At 65.7% G+C, this 15,499-nt stretch carries 14 protein-coding genes; 5 read left to right on the top strand and 9 right to left on the bottom strand.

Annotated features, from left to right (window positions below; translation table 11 throughout):
- The 5 genes from J0M27_RS09945 to J0M27_RS09925 form a co-directional block, all read right to left on the bottom strand.
- On the bottom strand, positions 1-358 hold a 358-nt coding region (locus J0M27_RS09945; protein ID WP_294990661.1), incomplete at its 3' end, for an FHA domain-containing protein.
- Between the two features lie 270 nt (positions 359-628).
- Positions 629-2,254: an NAD(P)-binding protein gene (locus J0M27_RS09940; RefSeq protein ID WP_294990658.1), complete on the bottom strand. Its 1,626-nt coding sequence runs from the start codon at positions 2,252-2,254 to the stop codon at positions 629-631.
- Positions 2,254-3,270, bottom strand: a complete 1,017-nt coding sequence (locus J0M27_RS09935) for a thiamine pyrophosphate-dependent enzyme (protein WP_294990655.1) — start codon at positions 3,268-3,270, stop codon at positions 2,254-2,256. The genes J0M27_RS09940 and J0M27_RS09935 overlap by 1 nt, the downstream gene beginning before the upstream one ends.
- Before the next feature lie 16 nt (positions 3,271-3,286).
- Positions 3,287-4,540, bottom strand: a complete 1,254-nt coding sequence (porA, locus tag J0M27_RS09930) for a pyruvate ferredoxin oxidoreductase (protein WP_294990652.1) — start codon at positions 4,538-4,540, stop codon at positions 3,287-3,289.
- The gene (locus J0M27_RS09925; protein WP_294990649.1) at positions 4,533-5,120 is read right to left on the bottom strand and encodes a 2-oxoacid:acceptor oxidoreductase family protein; all 588 of its coding nucleotides are present in this window, start codon (positions 5,118-5,120) and stop codon (positions 4,533-4,535) included. The genes porA and J0M27_RS09925 overlap by 8 nt, the downstream gene beginning before the upstream one ends.
- 148 nt (positions 5,121-5,268) lie before the next feature.
- Between J0M27_RS09925 and aroG the strand changes: the two genes are divergently transcribed.
- Genes aroG through J0M27_RS09905 form a run of 4 tightly spaced genes read left to right on the top strand, consistent with a single transcriptional unit; the run spans position 5,269 to position 9,375 of the window.
- A complete protein-coding gene (gene aroG, locus J0M27_RS09920) occupies positions 5,269-6,336 on the top strand; it encodes a 3-deoxy-7-phosphoheptulonate synthase AroG (RefSeq protein ID WP_294990646.1) in 1,068 nt (355 codons plus the stop codon).
- An 8-nt stretch (positions 6,337-6,344) separates the two neighbouring features.
- A complete protein-coding gene (locus tag J0M27_RS09915; protein ID WP_294990643.1) occupies positions 6,345-7,862 on the top strand; it encodes a glycosyltransferase family 39 protein in 1,518 nt (505 codons plus the stop codon).
- Positions 7,859-8,842: a decaprenyl-phosphate phosphoribosyltransferase gene (locus tag J0M27_RS09910; RefSeq protein ID WP_294990640.1), complete on the top strand. Its 984-nt coding sequence runs from the start codon at positions 7,859-7,861 to the stop codon at positions 8,840-8,842. Before J0M27_RS09915 ends, J0M27_RS09910 begins: the two co-directional genes overlap by 4 nt.
- Positions 8,843-8,844: 2 nt before the next feature.
- On the top strand, positions 8,845-9,375 hold the full coding sequence (locus J0M27_RS09905; protein ID WP_294990637.1) for a cyclic nucleotide-binding domain-containing protein: 531 nt from the start codon (positions 8,845-8,847) through the stop codon (positions 9,373-9,375).
- Here J0M27_RS09905 and J0M27_RS09900 read toward each other — a convergent pair.
- The 3 genes from J0M27_RS09900 to J0M27_RS09890 all read right to left on the bottom strand — a co-directional run bounded on the left by J0M27_RS09900 (position 9,372) and on the right by J0M27_RS09890 (position 10,964).
- Complete coding sequence (locus tag J0M27_RS09900) at positions 9,372-9,995, bottom strand: FmdE family protein (RefSeq protein ID WP_294990634.1); 624 nt, start codon at positions 9,993-9,995, stop codon at positions 9,372-9,374. The two genes, J0M27_RS09905 and J0M27_RS09900, sit on opposite strands and share 4 nt — an antisense overlap.
- A gap of 4 nt (positions 9,996-9,999) precedes the next feature.
- Positions 10,000-10,251, bottom strand: coding sequence for a DUF2249 domain-containing protein (locus tag J0M27_RS09895; protein WP_294990631.1), 252 nt, complete (start codon positions 10,249-10,251; stop codon positions 10,000-10,002).
- A 161-nt stretch (positions 10,252-10,412) separates the two neighbouring features.
- Positions 10,413-10,964 (bottom strand): cob(I)yrinic acid a,c-diamide adenosyltransferase, encoded by a 552-nt coding sequence (locus J0M27_RS09890; RefSeq protein ID WP_294990628.1) that lies wholly within the window; start codon positions 10,962-10,964, stop codon positions 10,413-10,415.
- Positions 10,965-11,056: 92 nt separating this feature from the next.
- Here J0M27_RS09890 and J0M27_RS09885 point away from each other — a divergent pair, with 92 nt between their 5' ends.
- Positions 11,057-12,760 (top strand): zeta toxin family protein, encoded by a 1,704-nt coding sequence (locus J0M27_RS09885; RefSeq protein WP_294990626.1) that lies wholly within the window; start codon positions 11,057-11,059, stop codon positions 12,758-12,760.
- On the opposite strand, the gene sulP is transcribed toward J0M27_RS09885, so the two are convergent.
- Positions 12,757-15,324: a sulfate permease gene (gene sulP / locus J0M27_RS09880; RefSeq protein WP_294990624.1), complete on the bottom strand. Its 2,568-nt coding sequence runs from the start codon at positions 15,322-15,324 to the stop codon at positions 12,757-12,759. The genes J0M27_RS09885 and sulP overlap by 4 nt on opposite strands.
- Positions 15,325-15,499: the final 175 nt, after the last annotated feature.

Genomic DNA, 15,499 nt, shown 5'->3' with positions numbered 1-15,499 from the left:
GCTGTGCGGGCTTGCCGGCCTCCGGAGCCGGCGCCCGTTCCTTGCCCGTCGGGGCCGCCGCAGCCTTGGCGTCTTCCTCGACGAAGCGCAGCTGGCAGTGGCCTATGGAAATCACGTCCCCGTCGCTCAGCAGCAGCTTGGCGATCTGCCTTTCGTTCACGAAGGTGCCGGTGGCGCTGCCGAGGTCCTCGATAACGTAGAGCTCGCCGCAACGGATGATGACCGCATGCTCGTTGTCGGCATTGAGATTGGCGAGCGGGACCTCATTGGCGGACTTGCTGCCAATGACCATCCTCTCCTTGTTCACCGGGAATTCCCCCCGTGCTCGACCACTCGTGCAATCAACCAGCTTTGGCATGCCGCTTCCCCCGACCTCGAGACCTTCAATCGTCGAAGCATAACGCAAGGATCTGCACTGCGCAGCCGTGGGGCTCCGGGAGCCTCCGCCCGCCGTCGCGCCGTCAGCCGCAATCCGTCATTCCGGGGCCGCGAAGCGGAACCCGGAAGCGAGTGTCCGTGTTCAAACGCAGCTGGACTCCCGCGTTCGCGGGAATGACGGCCCCGGCGCACCGATCCGCCGCCGTTCCGCCAGAGACCGAAGGAAGCCCCCGTGGGGCGCCGGCTTTTCCTAGATCTCCTCCGCCTCCATCTTGATCGCGCCGCAGGGACACTCGGCGACGCACATGCCGCAGCCCTTGCAGTAGTCGTAGTTGAACTGGAAGCGCTTGCCGGGGCCGAGCTTGATCACGGCGTTGTCGGGGCAGACGCCGTAGCAGTTGTCGCATTCGAAGCAGTTGCCGCAAGAAAGGCAACGGCGCGCCTCGAATAGCGCGTTGCTTTCGTCCAGCCCGCCCTGCACTTCTTCGAAGGTGGATTGGCGGCGGATGATGTCGAGCATGGGGCGCACGGTCTTCGGCGCGTCGGCGTAGTACCAGGGATTGAGCTTCTCGAACTGCGCGACTTCATGCTTGGGCGGCGGGGCATAGGTTTCGCCGCGCAGCCAGGCGTCGATGTTCCTTGCCGCCTTCTTGCCGTGGCCGACGGCGACCGTGACGTTGCGCTCGGCGGGCACCATGTCGCCGCCGGCGAAGATGCCTGCATGTCCGGTCATCAGGTCGGTGCCGACCTTGACCACACCGTCCTTGGTCACTTCGAGGCCAGGCACGCCGTTGAGCAGGCCGAGGTCGACGTCCTGGCCCAGCGCCAGCACTACCGAGTCGGCTTCGAGCGTCTCGAATTCACCGGTGGGCTGCGGGAATCCCTTGTCGTCGAGCGCCATCTTCTCGATGGTGATCTGATGGTCGCCGGCCTGCTTGATGGTCGACAGCCACTTGACCATGACGCCTTCCTGCAGCGCTTCCTCGATCTCGAAGTCATGGGCCGGCGCCTTGTCGCGGGTGCGGCGGTAGACGATGATCGGTTCGGCGCCCATGCGCTTGACCGAACGCGCGACGTCGATCGCCGTGTTGCCGCCGCCATAGACCACCACGCGGCGGCCGAGCATGGGCTTGTCTTCGCCCTCCATACTGCGCAGCACGGAGATCGCGTCGACGATCTTGGCGGCGTCGCCGGACGGGATCATGGCGCGCTTGCCGATGTGGGCGCCGACGGCGAGGAAGGCGGCATCGAAGGATCCCGACTTCATCTGTTCGAGGATGTTGTCGACCTTGCTGTTGAGCCTGACCGTCACGCCCATGTCGGCGATGCGCTGCATTTCGGCATCGAGCACTTCGCGCGGCAGGCGGTACTTGGGGATGCCAAAGCGCATCATGCCGCCCATGTAGGGGCCGGCGTCCATCACGGTGACGGTGTGGCCCAGCTTGCGCAGGTGGTAGGCGGCGGACATGCCCGAGGGGCCGGCGCCGACGATCAGCACCTTTTTGCCGGATTCCTTTTCGGGTGCAGCAAACTTCCAGCCGCGCTTGATCGCCTCGTCGCCGAGGAAGCGCTCCACCGAATTGATGCCGACGGCCTCGTCGATCTTGCCGCGATTGCAGGCCGATTCGCAGGTGTGGTAACAGACGCGGCCCATGATCGCGGCGAAGGGGTTGTCGCGGGTCAGGTGCCGCCAGGCGGCTTCGTAGTTGCCGGATTCGGCGTGGAACAGCCAGCCCTGGATGTCTTCGCCGGCGGGGCACTGGTTGTTGCAGGGCGGCAGGCGGTCGAGATACACCGGGCGCGCGGTGCGCCAGGAGCCGGTGTGGTTGGCCAGCGAGGAGCCCGGGTTGAGGGTAATGGCGAAAGGTTTTTGCATCACGCAGCCTCCTTCGACAGCAGGCCGTAGCGGCGGATGTTCTTGTCCGCCTGCGCCTGGATACGGGCGATGGTTTCGACGGCCGGATTCTTGCCGAACAAGTGGGCAAAGCGCTTCTGCGGCCGCAGGTATTCTTCCACCGGCAGCGGTCGCCGTATCGCCAGCGCCGACTTTAGTTCGCCGTGTTCCGCCTCGAACACCGGGAAGATGCCGGTCTCCTTGGCCAGGCGTGCCATGCGGATGGTGTCGTGCGAAGCCGTGCCCCAGCCCAGCGGGCAGGGCACCAGGATGTGGATGTAGCGCGCGCCGCGCAGGCTCATGGCCTTGGTGACCTTGTTTTCCAGGTCGCGCAGGTCGGCCACGGTGGCGGTGGCGACGTAGGGAATCTCGTGCGCCATGGCGATGGCCGGAACGAACTTGCCCTGGCCGAAGGGGTTGCCCGGCTCGGGCCCGAGCGGCATGGTGGTCGCCGTGCGCGCGGCGGACGGCGTGGCGGAACTGCGCTGCACGCCCGTGTTCATGTAGCCGCCGTTGTCGTAGCAGATGTAGAGCACGTCGTCATTGCGCTCGAACATGCCGGAGAGGCAGCCGAAACCGATGTCGGTGGTGCCGCCGTCGCCGCCCTGGGCGACGACGCAGACGTCCTGGCCCTGGCCCTTCTGCTTCTTGACCTTGATCGCGGCGGCGATGCCGGTGGCGACCGCCGCGGTGTTGCCGAACAGGGAATGGATCCACGGGATCTGCCAGGAGGTCTCGGGGTAGGGCGTGGAAAAGACTTCGAGGCAGCCGGTGGCATTGGCCGCGATCAGTTGGCGGTTGGTGGCGTTCATCGCCGCGTCTATGGCGTAGCGTGCGCCCAGCGCCTCGCCGCAGCCCTGGCAGGCGCGGTGGCCGGAGTTCAGCGAGTTGGTGCGCTGCATGTTGGCCTGCACGCTGCGCTCTTCGGGAGCGAGCAGGCGGTTGCCGACGGTGAAGGTGCCGGTCTGGTAGAACTTGACGGTTTGTAAAGCGGACATGGTCAGGTTCCCTTTTCTAGTAGTTGCGCGCGGCAACGGCGCCGACATCGCGCAGCATGGCTTCCGCCGCCGGGCCCGTGCGCCGCTTTTCGCGTTCGCGTTCGAGCTGCTTGTTCACCACCTTCCAGTCGAGGTCGAGGAAGTTGACCGGGTCGAGCTCGTCGCGCCCGGCCTTCTCGAACAGTCCGGTCAGCGACTTCATGGTGATGGCGCGGCCGCCGAGGCCGGCGACCACGGTGTAGCCCTTGAGGCCCATGCCGGTGACGGCCATGCGCACGTTGGTGGCGACGATGCCGCCGATGCCGACGGCGAGGCTCTTTTCCAGCACCACGAAGCGCTTGCAGTGCTTCAGCGCGGCGGCGACCTCGACCAGCGGGAAGGGGCGGAAGCTGGTGATGCCGAGTACACCGATCTTGTGCCCGGCCTCGCGCATTTCGTCCACCGTGTCCTTGATGGTGCCCAGCACCGAGCCCATGGCGATGACGATGGTTTCGGCGTCCTCGGTGCGGTAGCTGCGGATCAGGCCGCCGCTCTCACGGCCGAACACCGACTTGAATTCGGCGGCGAGCTGCGGGATCCGTTCCAGCGCCTGCATCTGCTTGGCGTGGGCGAGGTAACGCACTTCCATGAAGGCTTCCGGGCCGACCATGGCGCCGATCGACACCGGTTCGTTCACGTCGAGAACCTGTCGAGGCTCGTAGGGCGGCAGGAAGGCATCGACCTGTTCCTGGGTCGGCATGTCGACCCGCTCGTAGGCATGGGTGAGGATGAAGCCGTCCATGCAGACCATCACCGGCAGCGAGATTTCCTCGGCCAGCTTGAAGGCCTGGATGTGCAGGTCGAGCGCCTCCTGGTTGGTCTCGGCAAAGAGCTGGACCCAGCCGCAGTCGCGCTGCGAGAGCGAGTCGGAATGGTCGTTCCAGATGTTGATCGGCGCGCCGATGGCGCGATTGGCCACGGTCATGACGATCGGCAGGCCCAGGCCCGAGGCGTTATAGACCGCCTCAACCATGTAGAGCAGGCCTTGCGAGGCGGTCGCCGTGTAGGTGCGGGCGCCAGCGGCCGAGGAGCCGATGGCCACCGACATGGCGGCGAATTCGGATTCGACGTTGATGAACTCGCAGTCCTTGAGCTCGCCGGATTTCACCATCTCGCCGATGCCCTCGACGATGTGGGTCTGCGGCGAGATCGGGTAGGCGCAGATGACTTCCGGCCGGCACAGGGCGACGGCCTCGGCCACCGCATGGGAACCTTCGCATTGCTTAAGCATGGTGGGTCAGCGCCTCCCTCATTTCCGCAACCACGATGTCGTAGGCCTCGGTGGCGGCGGCGATGTTGCCGTCGGCGACCTTGCCGGAGAACTTGTCGCGGATTGCCATCACCACCGATTCGAGCTTGATGATCCCGGATACCGCGGCGAAGCCGCCGAGCAGCGGCACGTTGGGCACCGGGCGGCCGACGTGCTTGAGGCTGAGTTCGGTGGCCGACACGGTGCACAGGCGCTCCGGGTGCCAGTCGCGGACGAAGTCGCCGAGGCCGAGTTGTTCGAAAGTCTTGGTGGTGTTGATCAGGATGTAGCCGTCCTTCTTGAGGCCGGCGAAGACGTCGACCTGGTGCAGCAGGGTCGGGTCCTGGATGATGATGGCATCGGGCGCCATGATCGGCTCGCGCAGGCGGATCTCCTTGTCGGCGATGCGGCAGAAGGCCACCACCGGCGCGCCGGTGCGCTCGGAACCGAAACTGGGGAAGGCCTGGGCGTGGCGTCCTTCATCGAAGGCCGCAATGGACAGCATCTCGGCCGCTGTGACGACACCCTGACCGCCCCGGCCGTGAATTCGAACCTGGAACATGACTCCTCCTTGGTTTTGCTTGCACGGTGACTTTACCCGTTGCCGGGCGGCTTGGGAACTGCGGAAAATCGCAACGCGCGGATTCGCCCGGCCTGCCGCCGCCGCCGCCCCGGTAGAATTACACCTTTGGACGCTACTGGATCGAAGCATGAAACACATTACCGACGATGTCCGCATCCGCGAAATCAAGGAACTCTCGCCCCCCGGCCACATCCTGCGAGAGTTTCCCGCCACGGATGCCGCGGCGGAGACCACCTGGGAGGCGCGCCAGGCGATGCACCGCGTGCTGCACGGCGCCGATGCGCGGCTGGTGGTCGTGGTCGGGCCCTGCTCGATCCACGATTACGAGGCGGCAATGGAGTATGCGCGGCGGCTCAAGCAGGAACAGGACCGCCGCGCCGAGGATCTGCTGATCGTCATGCGGGTGTATTTCGAGAAGCCGCGCACCACCGTGGGCTGGAAGGGACTTATCAACGATCCGCGCATGGACGGCAGCTTCCGCATCAACGAAGGACTGCGCCTGGCGCGCAAGCTCCTGTGGGAGATCAACGAGTTGGGCCTGCCCTGCGGCACCGAGTTCCTTGACACCATCACGCCGCAATACACCGCCGACCTGATCAGTTGGGGCGCGATCGGCGCCCGCACCACCGAGTCGCAGGTGCATCGCGAGCTGGCCTCGGGCCTATCCTGCCCGGTCGGTTTCAAGAACGGCACCGACGGCAACATCCGCATCGCCGTCGATGCGATCAAGGCTGCCGCCAGCCCGCACCATTTTCTGTCGGTAACCAAGGCCGGCCATTCGGCCATCGTTTCGACCAACGGCAACGAGGACTGCCACGTCATCCTGCGTGGCGGCAAGGGCCCCAACTACGAGGCGGCGGCGGTCGATGCGGCCTGCACCGAACTGGGCAAGTCCGGGCTGGCGGCGCGCGTCATGATCGATTTCTCCCACGCCAACAGCAGCAAGCAATTCAAACGCCAGATCGACGTGGCGCGCGATGTCGGCGCGCAACTGGCGGCGGGCGAGGACCGCATTTTTGGCGTCATGGTCGAATCCCATCTCAAGGAAGGCCGCCAGGACCTCAAGCCGGGCAAGCCGCTCGACTATGGCGTATCCGTCACCGATGCCTGCATCGGCTGGGAGGACACGTTGACAACGCTGGATATCCTTGCCGAAGCGGTAAAGGCGCGCCGCGTCGCACTCGCGGACAAGTAAGGTCGCACATGACCGGCCGCCTGTTCGCCGCGCTGCTGGTCCTCACCCTGGCCTTCCGCTCCTGGCTGGCGGCGGCCTTTCCGATCACCGGCGACGAGGCCTATTTCATCTGGTGGGGCTGGCGGCCCGACTGGGGTTTCTACGACCATCCGCCGATGATCGGCTGGTGGCTGGCGGCCCTCTCTACGGTGAGCGAGGCGGAATGGTGGCTGCGACTGCCGGTGATCCTCCAACCCGCCCTGTTGGCGCTGGCCGTGTACTGGGCGCTGCCGAATCTGCTTTCCGGCGTCGGCGAACAGCGCCGGCTGTGGGCCGCGACCCTGGTATTGCTGGCGCCGGTCAATGTCTGGAACGTCTTCATCACCACCGACACGCCGCTGGTCTATTTCAGCGTTTTTTCGGGGCTGGCCTGGATACGCGCCGCGCGTGACGACAGCCGGCGCTGGTACCTCGCCGCCGGATTGCTGCTGGCAGGCGCGGTGCTCTCCAAGTATTTTGCCGCAATCCTCGGTTTCGCCTACCTGGTGGACGCGCTGCGCCGGCGCAAGCGCGGCGCGCTGGCCGGCGTTGCCATCGCCTATGGCTGCACCTTGCCGGCGCTGGTGCTGATGGCCTGGTGGAACAGCGCCAACTGCTGGCCGAACTTCATGTTCAATTTTGTCAATCGCCATGGCGATGCCGGCTGGTCGCTGAAGACGCCGGTGCTATATGCCGTGACGCTGGTCTACGTGATGGGGCCGCCTGTGCTGTGGCTGGCGTGGAAGAATCGCCGTAGCGCCAGCGCCGACTTTTCCGCAACGACCCTCCCGCCGCCCGGACTCGGCACGCTGGCCTGGCTACCCTTCCTGCTGTTCGCCGTCCTCGCGGCGGTGAAGCAGATCGGCCTGCACTGGCTGCTGTCTTTCGTACCCTTCACCCTGATCTGGCTAACCCTGCGCCTGCAGCCTTCCACGTTGCAGAAGCTCGGCCTGTTCTTCGCCGGTTTCGCCACCTTGCACATCGCCGCCATCCTGGTCGCCTCGCGCGTTCCGCTGGAGGCCTGGCAGAAGACCCGGCTCTACGACGGCATCGTGTTGAGCTTCGAGCACCGGGCGATCGGGCGCGAACTCGAAACCGACAGAAAGGATCGGGTGCTGGCGATGGACGGCTATTCCAACGCCGTGACGCTGGGCTACAACCTGCGGCAGTATGTCGCGGTGTTCGGCGAGGCGTCGAGCCATGCGCGCCATGACGATCTGCTCACCGACTTCCGCACCCTGGACGGCCACAATTTCCTCATCCTGAGGAAGTCCGAACCTGGCCCGGATGACTATCGCCGATACTTCCGCTCTGTCGGCGTCGACAGCTTCGAGGTCCGCGGCGCGCGCTTCTGGCGGGTCAAGGGTGAGGGTTTCGACTACGCCGCCTATCGTGACGGCGTGCTGGCCGGCGTGCGGCAGAAGTACTATGCGATTCCGGCCTGGTTGCCGCAAACTGCCTGCTATATGTGCGATCGATATTTTTCCGGTGAGGCGTGCCGGCGATGAGCCCCGACGACGGGCCGCCCCAAGGCGGGGCAAGCCACGAACACGGAGTCCGCGCCAGCGGACGAACCGCCGTCACCCCCGCCGGGCCGCGGGCCTGGGGGTGGCGCGCGTACCTCCGGCTTCTGCGCCCGCACCAGTGGGTAAAGAACGGCTTCGTTTTCCTCGGCCTGCTGTTCGGTCATGCCTGGTCGGACCCGGTGAAGCTCGGCCAGGCACTGGCGGCCTTTGCCGCCTTCTGCCTGCTCGCCTCGGCGGTGTATGTCATGAACGACCTGATCGATCGCGAGCAGGACCGGCTGCATCCGAAGAAGAAGCTGCGGCCGCTGGTCACCGGCGCGGTGAGCGTCGGCGGCGCCTGTGCGCTGGGGGCGGCCTGCCTCGTCGCCGGCGGCATCATCGCCAGGTTGTGGGCGGGTTCCGCGCCGTGGATCTTCGTCGCCTATGTCGCGCTCAACGTCGGCTACAGTTTTGGCCTCAAGCATGTGGTGATCCTCGACGTGTTCATCATCGCCGCGGGTTTCATGCTGCGCATCCTGGCCGGCACGCTGGGCCTGGACATCGCCCCCTCGCAATGGCTGCTGCTGTGCGGCCTGATGCTCACCCTGTTTCTCGGTTTTGCCAAGCGCAGCGCGGAATTGCTGGCCCTGCCCGAAGACAGCGCCGGGCATCGCCGCGTGCTGGAGCACTACACGGCGCCGATGCTCGACCAGTTCATCTCCATCGTCGCGGCCGGCACGGTGATTTCCTATGCCCTCTATACCGTCAGCGCGGAAACCGTGGCCCTGCACGGAACGCGCGGCCTGATCGCGACCGTGCCCTTCGTGCTCTACGGCATGCTGCGCTACCTGTGGCGGCTGCACCGGCATGGCGGCGGTGGCGATCCGGCGCAGGAGCTGTTGACCGACCCGCACCTGCTGGCGGCTTCCGCCGGCTGGTTGCTGCTCGTGCTGTTCCTGCTGGGCGGAGTTACAATCCGCTGACCATGACCCTGATCGACCGGATTCCCAACATCGAATTTCTCGGCGACGCGGTGCCCTTCGTCGGTCGCATCCGCGAGATCATCGAGGCGATCCAGCTGTTCGAGGATTTCGATCCGGCGGAACTGGAAGGCTTGGCGCGCTATATGCGCTGTTACCGCGCGCCGCTCGGCGCCGAGATCATCCGCGAAGGCGATAATGGCGATTTCATGCTGCTGTTGCTGCAAGGCAGCGTCGAGATCGTCAAGAAGGACATGCGCGGCCTGCCGCAGATCATGGGCACTGCGGGCCCAGGCAAGACCTTGGGCGAAATGTCCCTGATCGATGGCGAGCCGCGTTTCGCCAGTTGCGTCGCGCTGGAAACGGTGGAAGTCGCCGTGCTCGATCGCGAGAGCCTGTCGCGGATATTGACAGAGGAACCGCGCATCGGCGTCAAGCTGATGATGGAACTGCTGATGCTGCTCAACCAGCGCCTGCGCAACGTCAGCGCACAACTGATGTCCTGCATGGAAGCGCGACGTTCGCGCATTCGTTAAGCGGGTACCCGCGCCACCGGGCGCAGCACGAATACTTCCGGGTCGTCACCATGCTCGAGCAGCAGCGCGCGCACGCGCGCCTGCCAGCGGGCGCGGAACTCCGCCGTCTCGTCGGTCGTCGCGCTGCCGTCGAGGCATTTGCGCATCAGTTCGGGCGTTTGCGCCGCGAAGGGGACGGACTGCAGCCGTGCCGCGGCATCCACCGCCCGTCCGTTATCGACCCGCGTGTAGCGGATCTCTTCGGCGACGTCCGCGGAAAAGTACAGGAGGTTGCGCCGGTCGAAGCGCCCGGCTATGCCCTTGAAGCCCGTGTCATGGGTAGCGCCGGTGAGCAGCGCGACCACATTGGCGATGACGCCGGTGACTCCGGAGAGGCGGTCCTCGCGGAATTCGACGCGGATGCCACCGCGCTGCGGCAGCGTATCCGGGTAGAGGTGCTGCAGCGCCTTCAACGTCATCCAGTAGGCGGCGGCAACGGTGGGACAGGAATGGCCGGCCAGCTTGACGGCGTCGACATAGCGGTACTCAATGCAGCCGTCGGCTGCGGCGCCGAGAAATTCCGCCAGCGGGTCATGAACGACGATGCTGCGCACTTCGTCGAAGAAGGCCGGGTATGCCACGCCCTTACTGTTTCTTGACGAAGTCGATCACGATATTGCCCGGCTCGCGCTGCTTGTAGCCGATTTCGACGGCGGCGCCATAGCGTTGCGCGAGCTGGTCGAGCAGCGGCAGTGGGTCGTGGTCATTGACGAAGCGCATGGTTTCGCCGGGACGCAGGGCATCGAGTGCGCCGAAGATCGCGGCATGGCGGAAACGCTTGGCAATGCCGCGGGCATCGAAGGGATAGATCGAATCGGGGGAAAGATGAACGTGCATGGCAATTTACCCTTTGGGTTGGAATGAACGTACTATGCATCATCCAGGCCATCCGAAAATTGATGTAAATCATTTGTAAATCATAAACTTAAAACCATACTGAAAAAGTTGGTTTTTGGGCTTGAGCGAGCCTCGAATCGCCGTGTCGCCAGCGCCGACTTTCAGGCGTTCTTGCCCTTCTGCCACAGCACGTCGCCACCGCCGGCGGACTTGTTCAGCCAGCGACCGAGGACGAACAGCAGGTCGGATAGGCGGTTCAGGTACTGGCGTCCGGCGTCGGACACCGCCTCTTCGGCGGCCAGCGCTACGGTCATGCGTTCGGCGCGGCGGCAGACCGTGCGCGCAAGGTGGGTCAGGGCGGCGGATCGTGTTCCGCCGGGCAGGATGAATTCCTTGAGCGGTCCGAGCTCGGCGTTGTACTTGTCGATGGCGGCTTCCAGCCGTGCCGGCTGGGTGGGCTTGAGCAGCGTGGCACCGGGAATAGACATTTCACCGCCGAAGTCGAACAGGTCGTGCTGGATGCCGGTGAGCAATTCGCGGACGTCATCGGGCAATGGCTCGCAGAGGACCACGCCCAGCAGCGAATTGAGTTCATCGACATCGCCCATGGCGGCGACGCGCGCGGAATTCTTGGCGGTGCGCGAACCGTCGCCGAGGCCGGTGGTGCCGGCATCGCCGGTGCGGGTGTAGATTTTCGAGAGGCGGTGTCCCATGGCGGGTTTCCTTTGCGTGACTGTGCCCGGATTATGACGCAGAGCGCGGCTGCGGTAGTCTATGTCTATGAATGCAACACGGGATCTCGCTGATGGATAGCGTGGCGGACGAACGGCAAGCGGAATCGGCCTGGAATCCCGGCGTAAGTCCGGGGATCCCGCGCGAGTTCCGTGCGCTGGAAACCATCGTCCGCCCGGAATGCGCGCTTGTCGCCGCCGACGAGGTCGGCGAACTGGCCGCACTGACCGGCCTGCCTGCCGAGGAACTGGCGGTGTTCCGCCCGCGGCGGCTGGCCCTGCATGAAATCATCATCCGCGTCACCGCCAGCATCGGCGTCGCCGAAGGCGAGGAAGAGGAGGATTTCGGGCGCAACTTCCGCCGCATCACGACCCGTATCCATGACGGCTATGTCGCGCCGCAACTCGACAGGATCGAACAGGCCCACGCCGAACTCTGTGCGCATGCTGCCACCGTCGCGCAGGAAATCCTGGCCGAGACCCTGTTCGCGCCGGCGCCGGCCGCCGTGCGGCGTGGCTGGTTCGGTCTCCGCCGCGCCGCTACGCCGGCCACCGTCGAATCGACCGCGGAACGCGAGTACCGCATCGTCGCCGGCTACAAGGCCGCCGGTCCGGCCTGTGCCGATCCGCTGCGGCGGGCGGTGTACAAGAGCCTCTATCGCGTGCTCGGCGCGACTGCGGGCAAACGCGGCCGCCTCGGCGCCGAGCGCGATTTGTTCGTCCGGCTGGTCGCCCGCCATGTCGGCAACAGCCATGGCAGCCAGTTGATCGGCGAGATCATCGCGCCCCTGGTCGACGCCGCGATCGAGCGCGAGGGTTACACGCGCGTCGCCCGGCGCGAGAAGCCGGTGCTGATCAGCCTCAAGGGCGCCTCGGCGGCGGGCAAGAGTTCGCTGCGGCCGATGCTGAAAAAGCTGATGCGCGAGCACGGCATCGAACCCGACGGCTATGCCACGATCAGCCCGGATGTCTGGCGCCGCCTGCTGCTCGATTACGAGTCGCTGGGGCCGGCGCGCAAATACGCCGGCCACCTGACCAGCCGCGAGCTGATGGTGATCGACGGCAAGCTCGACCGCCACATCCGCGACCAGGCCGGGCGCACGGGCGCCATCCCGCATCTGCTGGTCGACCGCTTCCGCTTCGACAGCTTCACCGCCGAGAAGGTAGGCCGCGTGCTGCACGACACCTATGCCCGCTACGTCGATACGATGGTCATGTATTTCATCGTCACGCCGCCCGAAGAGACCGTCGAGCGCGGCTGGCGGCGGGCGCTGGAACGCGGCCGCTACAAGGCCGTGGAGGATTTCCTGGGCCACGGTGTCGAAGCCTGTCGCGGCATGCCGAAAATCCTCTTCAAGTGGCTGGCGAGCCCGCGCCCCGACTACCGCTATGTCTTCCTCGACAACCGGGTGCCCAAGGGAACGTTTCCGAAGACCATCGCCCGCGGCGACCGCGACGGCATGGTCATATACGATCCGCTCGCCCTGGTGGACATCGAGCGCTACCAGAAGGTCAACATCCACGCCAAGACTCCGGAGGAGGTCTATCCGCCGGTGGGGGAACTGGCGGTGGCGGCGAACTGCGGTTTCCTCCGGGACTGTGTGCGGCGCATTGCGACCATCGAACTGGTCGACCCGGCCAGCGGAACCGCCTACCTCAGGATCAGCCGGGATCAGGTTGAGATTCTCGACGCGGCGGCGCTGCCAAGAGCGCTGGGCAACGCGGAGCTCGCCGCGGCCCTGGCCGCCATGGCGCCGGTCTTGAGGCTGCCTGTCTAGCCGGTGTCGCTGCCGACCCGTTGCTCGCCGCCGCAGAGCAGCACGGGGACCTCGGCGCGCTCCAGCACCTCGTTGCTGACGCTGCCCGTCAGCGTGCGACCAAGGCTGCTGCGGGTGTGGCGGTAGAGCACGATCAGGTCGGCGCCGGTATCGGCGGCGGCGGCGAGGATGGAATCGGCGATGCGTCCGCTGCGTGTCACGTGTTCGGCGCTCACACCCTCGAGCTTTGCGGCGGCGAGCGCCAGTTCGACTTCTTCGGCAATCGGCTGCGGCAGATCGCCCCCCGGGGCGACGGCGGAGAACAGGGTGACGGGCAGGCGCATCGGCTTGGCGATCTGCAGCGCGAACTCGAAGGCGGCCCGCGCCGGCCGGCTGCCGTCGAAGGCGACCAGGATGCGGCGCGACCAGAGTCTGCCGTCAGCCGGGACCACCAGCACGTTGCACGGCGCTTCGGCGACGATGCGCCGCGCCTCAGGGGCGACAGCGCGCGAGCTTCCGGGCATCTTGCAGCGTCCGACCACCAGCAGTTTCGCATCGGTTTCGAGCGCGACGCCGTGGATGCTCGCGGTGAGTTCTCTGCCCTGGCGGCGGTGGAACTCCGTCGGCACGTCGGCGATGATGGCCTCGCGCTGGATGGCAGACAGGCGCTCGTCGTAATGGTCCTCGTCCTCACCGGGCCGACGCACGGCGACTATGTCGAGCGTCACTCCGAGGCTGCGCGCGAGGGCTATCGCCGTTGCGCCCGGATGGCGCGCCGTGTCCTCGTCGCCGGCAACCAGCAGCAATCGCAGGCGGCGGTCGCCGTCCGGCAGTTGGCCACTGTGGCAGGCGGCAAAGATGCGCGCCTTGCAGTGGCGGCAGACCTCGGGGTCGAGCGTCCAGTAAAGCGCCTCGGTGGGTTTCGACTTCACCGGGAAGAAGGCGCCTTCGCCGATCTCGTGCACGTAATTGCCATCGCGCAGCAGGCGATAGGGTTCGTCCTTCAGGCGGTAGAAATAGAGGCCGCCGCCGAGCCGTTTGCGCCGCCTTGCCTCCTGGGCAAACATCTCGGCGCCGGCGATGTCGACGAAGTTCATGCCCAGCGAGACCACCAGCACCGATTTCTGGCGCGGGTTGTCGACGTCGATCTGCTGCAGCGCACTCTGGATGTGGTTGACCGCGCCGAAATAGGCCGAACCGTTGATGCGCACGATGCGCAGCTGCGGGCATTCCGCCTTGCCGCGCGCCTCGATGAAATGGTAGCCGCCGGCATCATCCACCGGCACCAGCGGCTCGATGCCGGGCCGCGAGGTGCGATTCAGATAGAGCAGCAGCGAGACCAGCACACCGGCGATGATGCCGGCTTCTAGGTCGAGCAGGGTGCCGAGGATGGTGATCCAGAGGATGGCCGATTCCTGCCGGCTGGTCTTCCAGATCAACCCGATGTGGTGGAAATCGATCAGGCCCCAGGCGACGAGGAAGAGGATGCCGGCCATTGCCGCATTCGGCAAATAGGCCGCCAGCGGCGCGACCGCGAGCAGGATCAGGACCAGGAAGACAGAGGCGAAGACCGTGGCCAGCGGCGTGCGCGCGCCGGCTTCGTAATTCACCCCGGAGCGGTTGAAGGAGCCCGACGAGGCGTAGCCGGAAAAGAAGGCGCCGGCGATGTTGGACAGCCCCTGGCCGATGAATTCCTGGTTGCCGTCGATGCGCTGCTCGGAGCGCACGGCGATCGCGCGGGCGATCGACACGGCTTCGGTCAGCGCCAGCATGGTGATCACCAGCGCCGGGCCGAAAGTCATTTTCAGTGCGGCGAGCGAGAAGTCCGGCAGAGACAGCGGCGGCAGTCCTGCCGGCAGCGCGCCGACCGTTTTGATGCCGGTGGCGCTTTGGCCCATCAGCTCATTGATGGCGAAGGCGACCAGACTGCCAACCAGCATCGCGGCGATCATGTAGGGAAACTTTTTCCACCAGCGGCGCGTGGTCATGCCGGCCGCCAGCGTTACCAGGCCAACGGCCGTGACCCACGGATTGATGCGGTCGAACTGGAGCGCGAACTGGTGCAGGATTTCGTAAAAGGGCAGGCCGCGCGCGATCTCGACGCCGAAGAAGGCGCGGATCTGGCTCGCCGCGATCAGCACCGCGGCGCCGGTGGTGAAACCGATCACCACGGTATGCGAAATGAAATTCACCAGCGCGCCCATGCGTGCCATGCCCAGCGCCAGCTGAAAAATGCCGACTTGCAGCGTCAGGGTCAGGATCAGCCCGACATATTGTGGGGTGCCCGGCTCGGCCAGGTGGTGGATGGCGCCGTAGATGGCGATCGAAATCGCCGTGGTCGGCCCGGACACCAGGTGCCACGAGGAGCCGAACAGCGCGGCGACGATGGCCGGCATCATGGCCGCGTAGAGGCCGTATTCCGGCGGCAGGCCGGCAATCGTGGCGAAGGCCACGCCTTGCGGCAGCACGATCAGGGCGCCGGTCAGCCCAGCCAGCAGATCCTCACGCAAGCTCTGGCGGGTGACCTGGGGCCACCAGAGCAGGAACGGGAAAAGTTTGGCAACGAGGCCGGAGGGCAGCTTCACTGGGGGAGTCTTGGTGCCAAGCCGAGCCGAGTCAAGTTCGGTCGGGGAGGGGTACAGGTCGATATATTAGCCGATAATAATATTATATGGTTGAATCATCTCTAGCCTGGACTCGAGACCGGTCGGATTGGATCGCTTGATCTATTAATAAGTACCTTGTTTTTTAGCGGGGTTT

It is taken from the genome of Sulfuritalea sp. (assembly GCF_017302275.1).
Classification (GTDB): Bacteria; Pseudomonadota; Gammaproteobacteria; order Burkholderiales; family Rhodocyclaceae; genus Sulfuritalea.
The sequence above is the reverse complement of the archived record's forward strand: the minus strand, read 5'-3'. Positions and strand labels throughout refer to the sequence as shown.

Bases quoted from the DNA above. Each gene is read 5' to 3' on its own strand.
- J0M27_RS09940 (WP_294990658.1), bottom strand. From the start codon at position 2,254: ATGCAAAAACCTTTCGCCATTACCCTCAACCCGGGCTCCTCGCTGGCC.
- J0M27_RS09935 (WP_294990655.1), bottom strand. From the start codon at position 3,270: ATGTCCGCTTTACAAACCGTCAAGTTCTACCAGACCGGCACCTTCACC.
- porA (WP_294990652.1), bottom strand. From the start codon at position 4,540: ATGCTTAAGCAATGCGAAGGTTCCCATGCGGTGGCCGAGGCCGTCGCC.
- J0M27_RS09925 (WP_294990649.1), bottom strand. From the start codon at position 5,120: ATGTTCCAGGTTCGAATTCACGGCCGGGGCGGTCAGGGTGTCGTCACA.
- aroG (WP_294990646.1), top strand. From the start codon at position 5,269: ATGAAACACATTACCGACGATGTCCGCATCCGCGAAATCAAGGAACTC.
- J0M27_RS09915 (WP_294990643.1), top strand. From the start codon at position 6,345: ATGACCGGCCGCCTGTTCGCCGCGCTGCTGGTCCTCACCCTGGCCTTC.
- J0M27_RS09910 (WP_294990640.1), top strand. From the start codon at position 7,859: ATGAGCCCCGACGACGGGCCGCCCCAAGGCGGGGCAAGCCACGAACAC.
- J0M27_RS09905 (WP_294990637.1), top strand. From the start codon at position 8,845: ATGACCCTGATCGACCGGATTCCCAACATCGAATTTCTCGGCGACGCG.
- J0M27_RS09895 (WP_294990631.1), bottom strand. From the start codon at position 10,251: ATGCACGTTCATCTTTCCCCCGATTCGATCTATCCCTTCGATGCCCGC.
- J0M27_RS09890 (WP_294990628.1), bottom strand. From the start codon at position 10,964: ATGGGACACCGCCTCTCGAAAATCTACACCCGCACCGGCGATGCCGGC.
- J0M27_RS09885 (WP_294990626.1), top strand. From the start codon at position 11,057: ATGGATAGCGTGGCGGACGAACGGCAAGCGGAATCGGCCTGGAATCCC.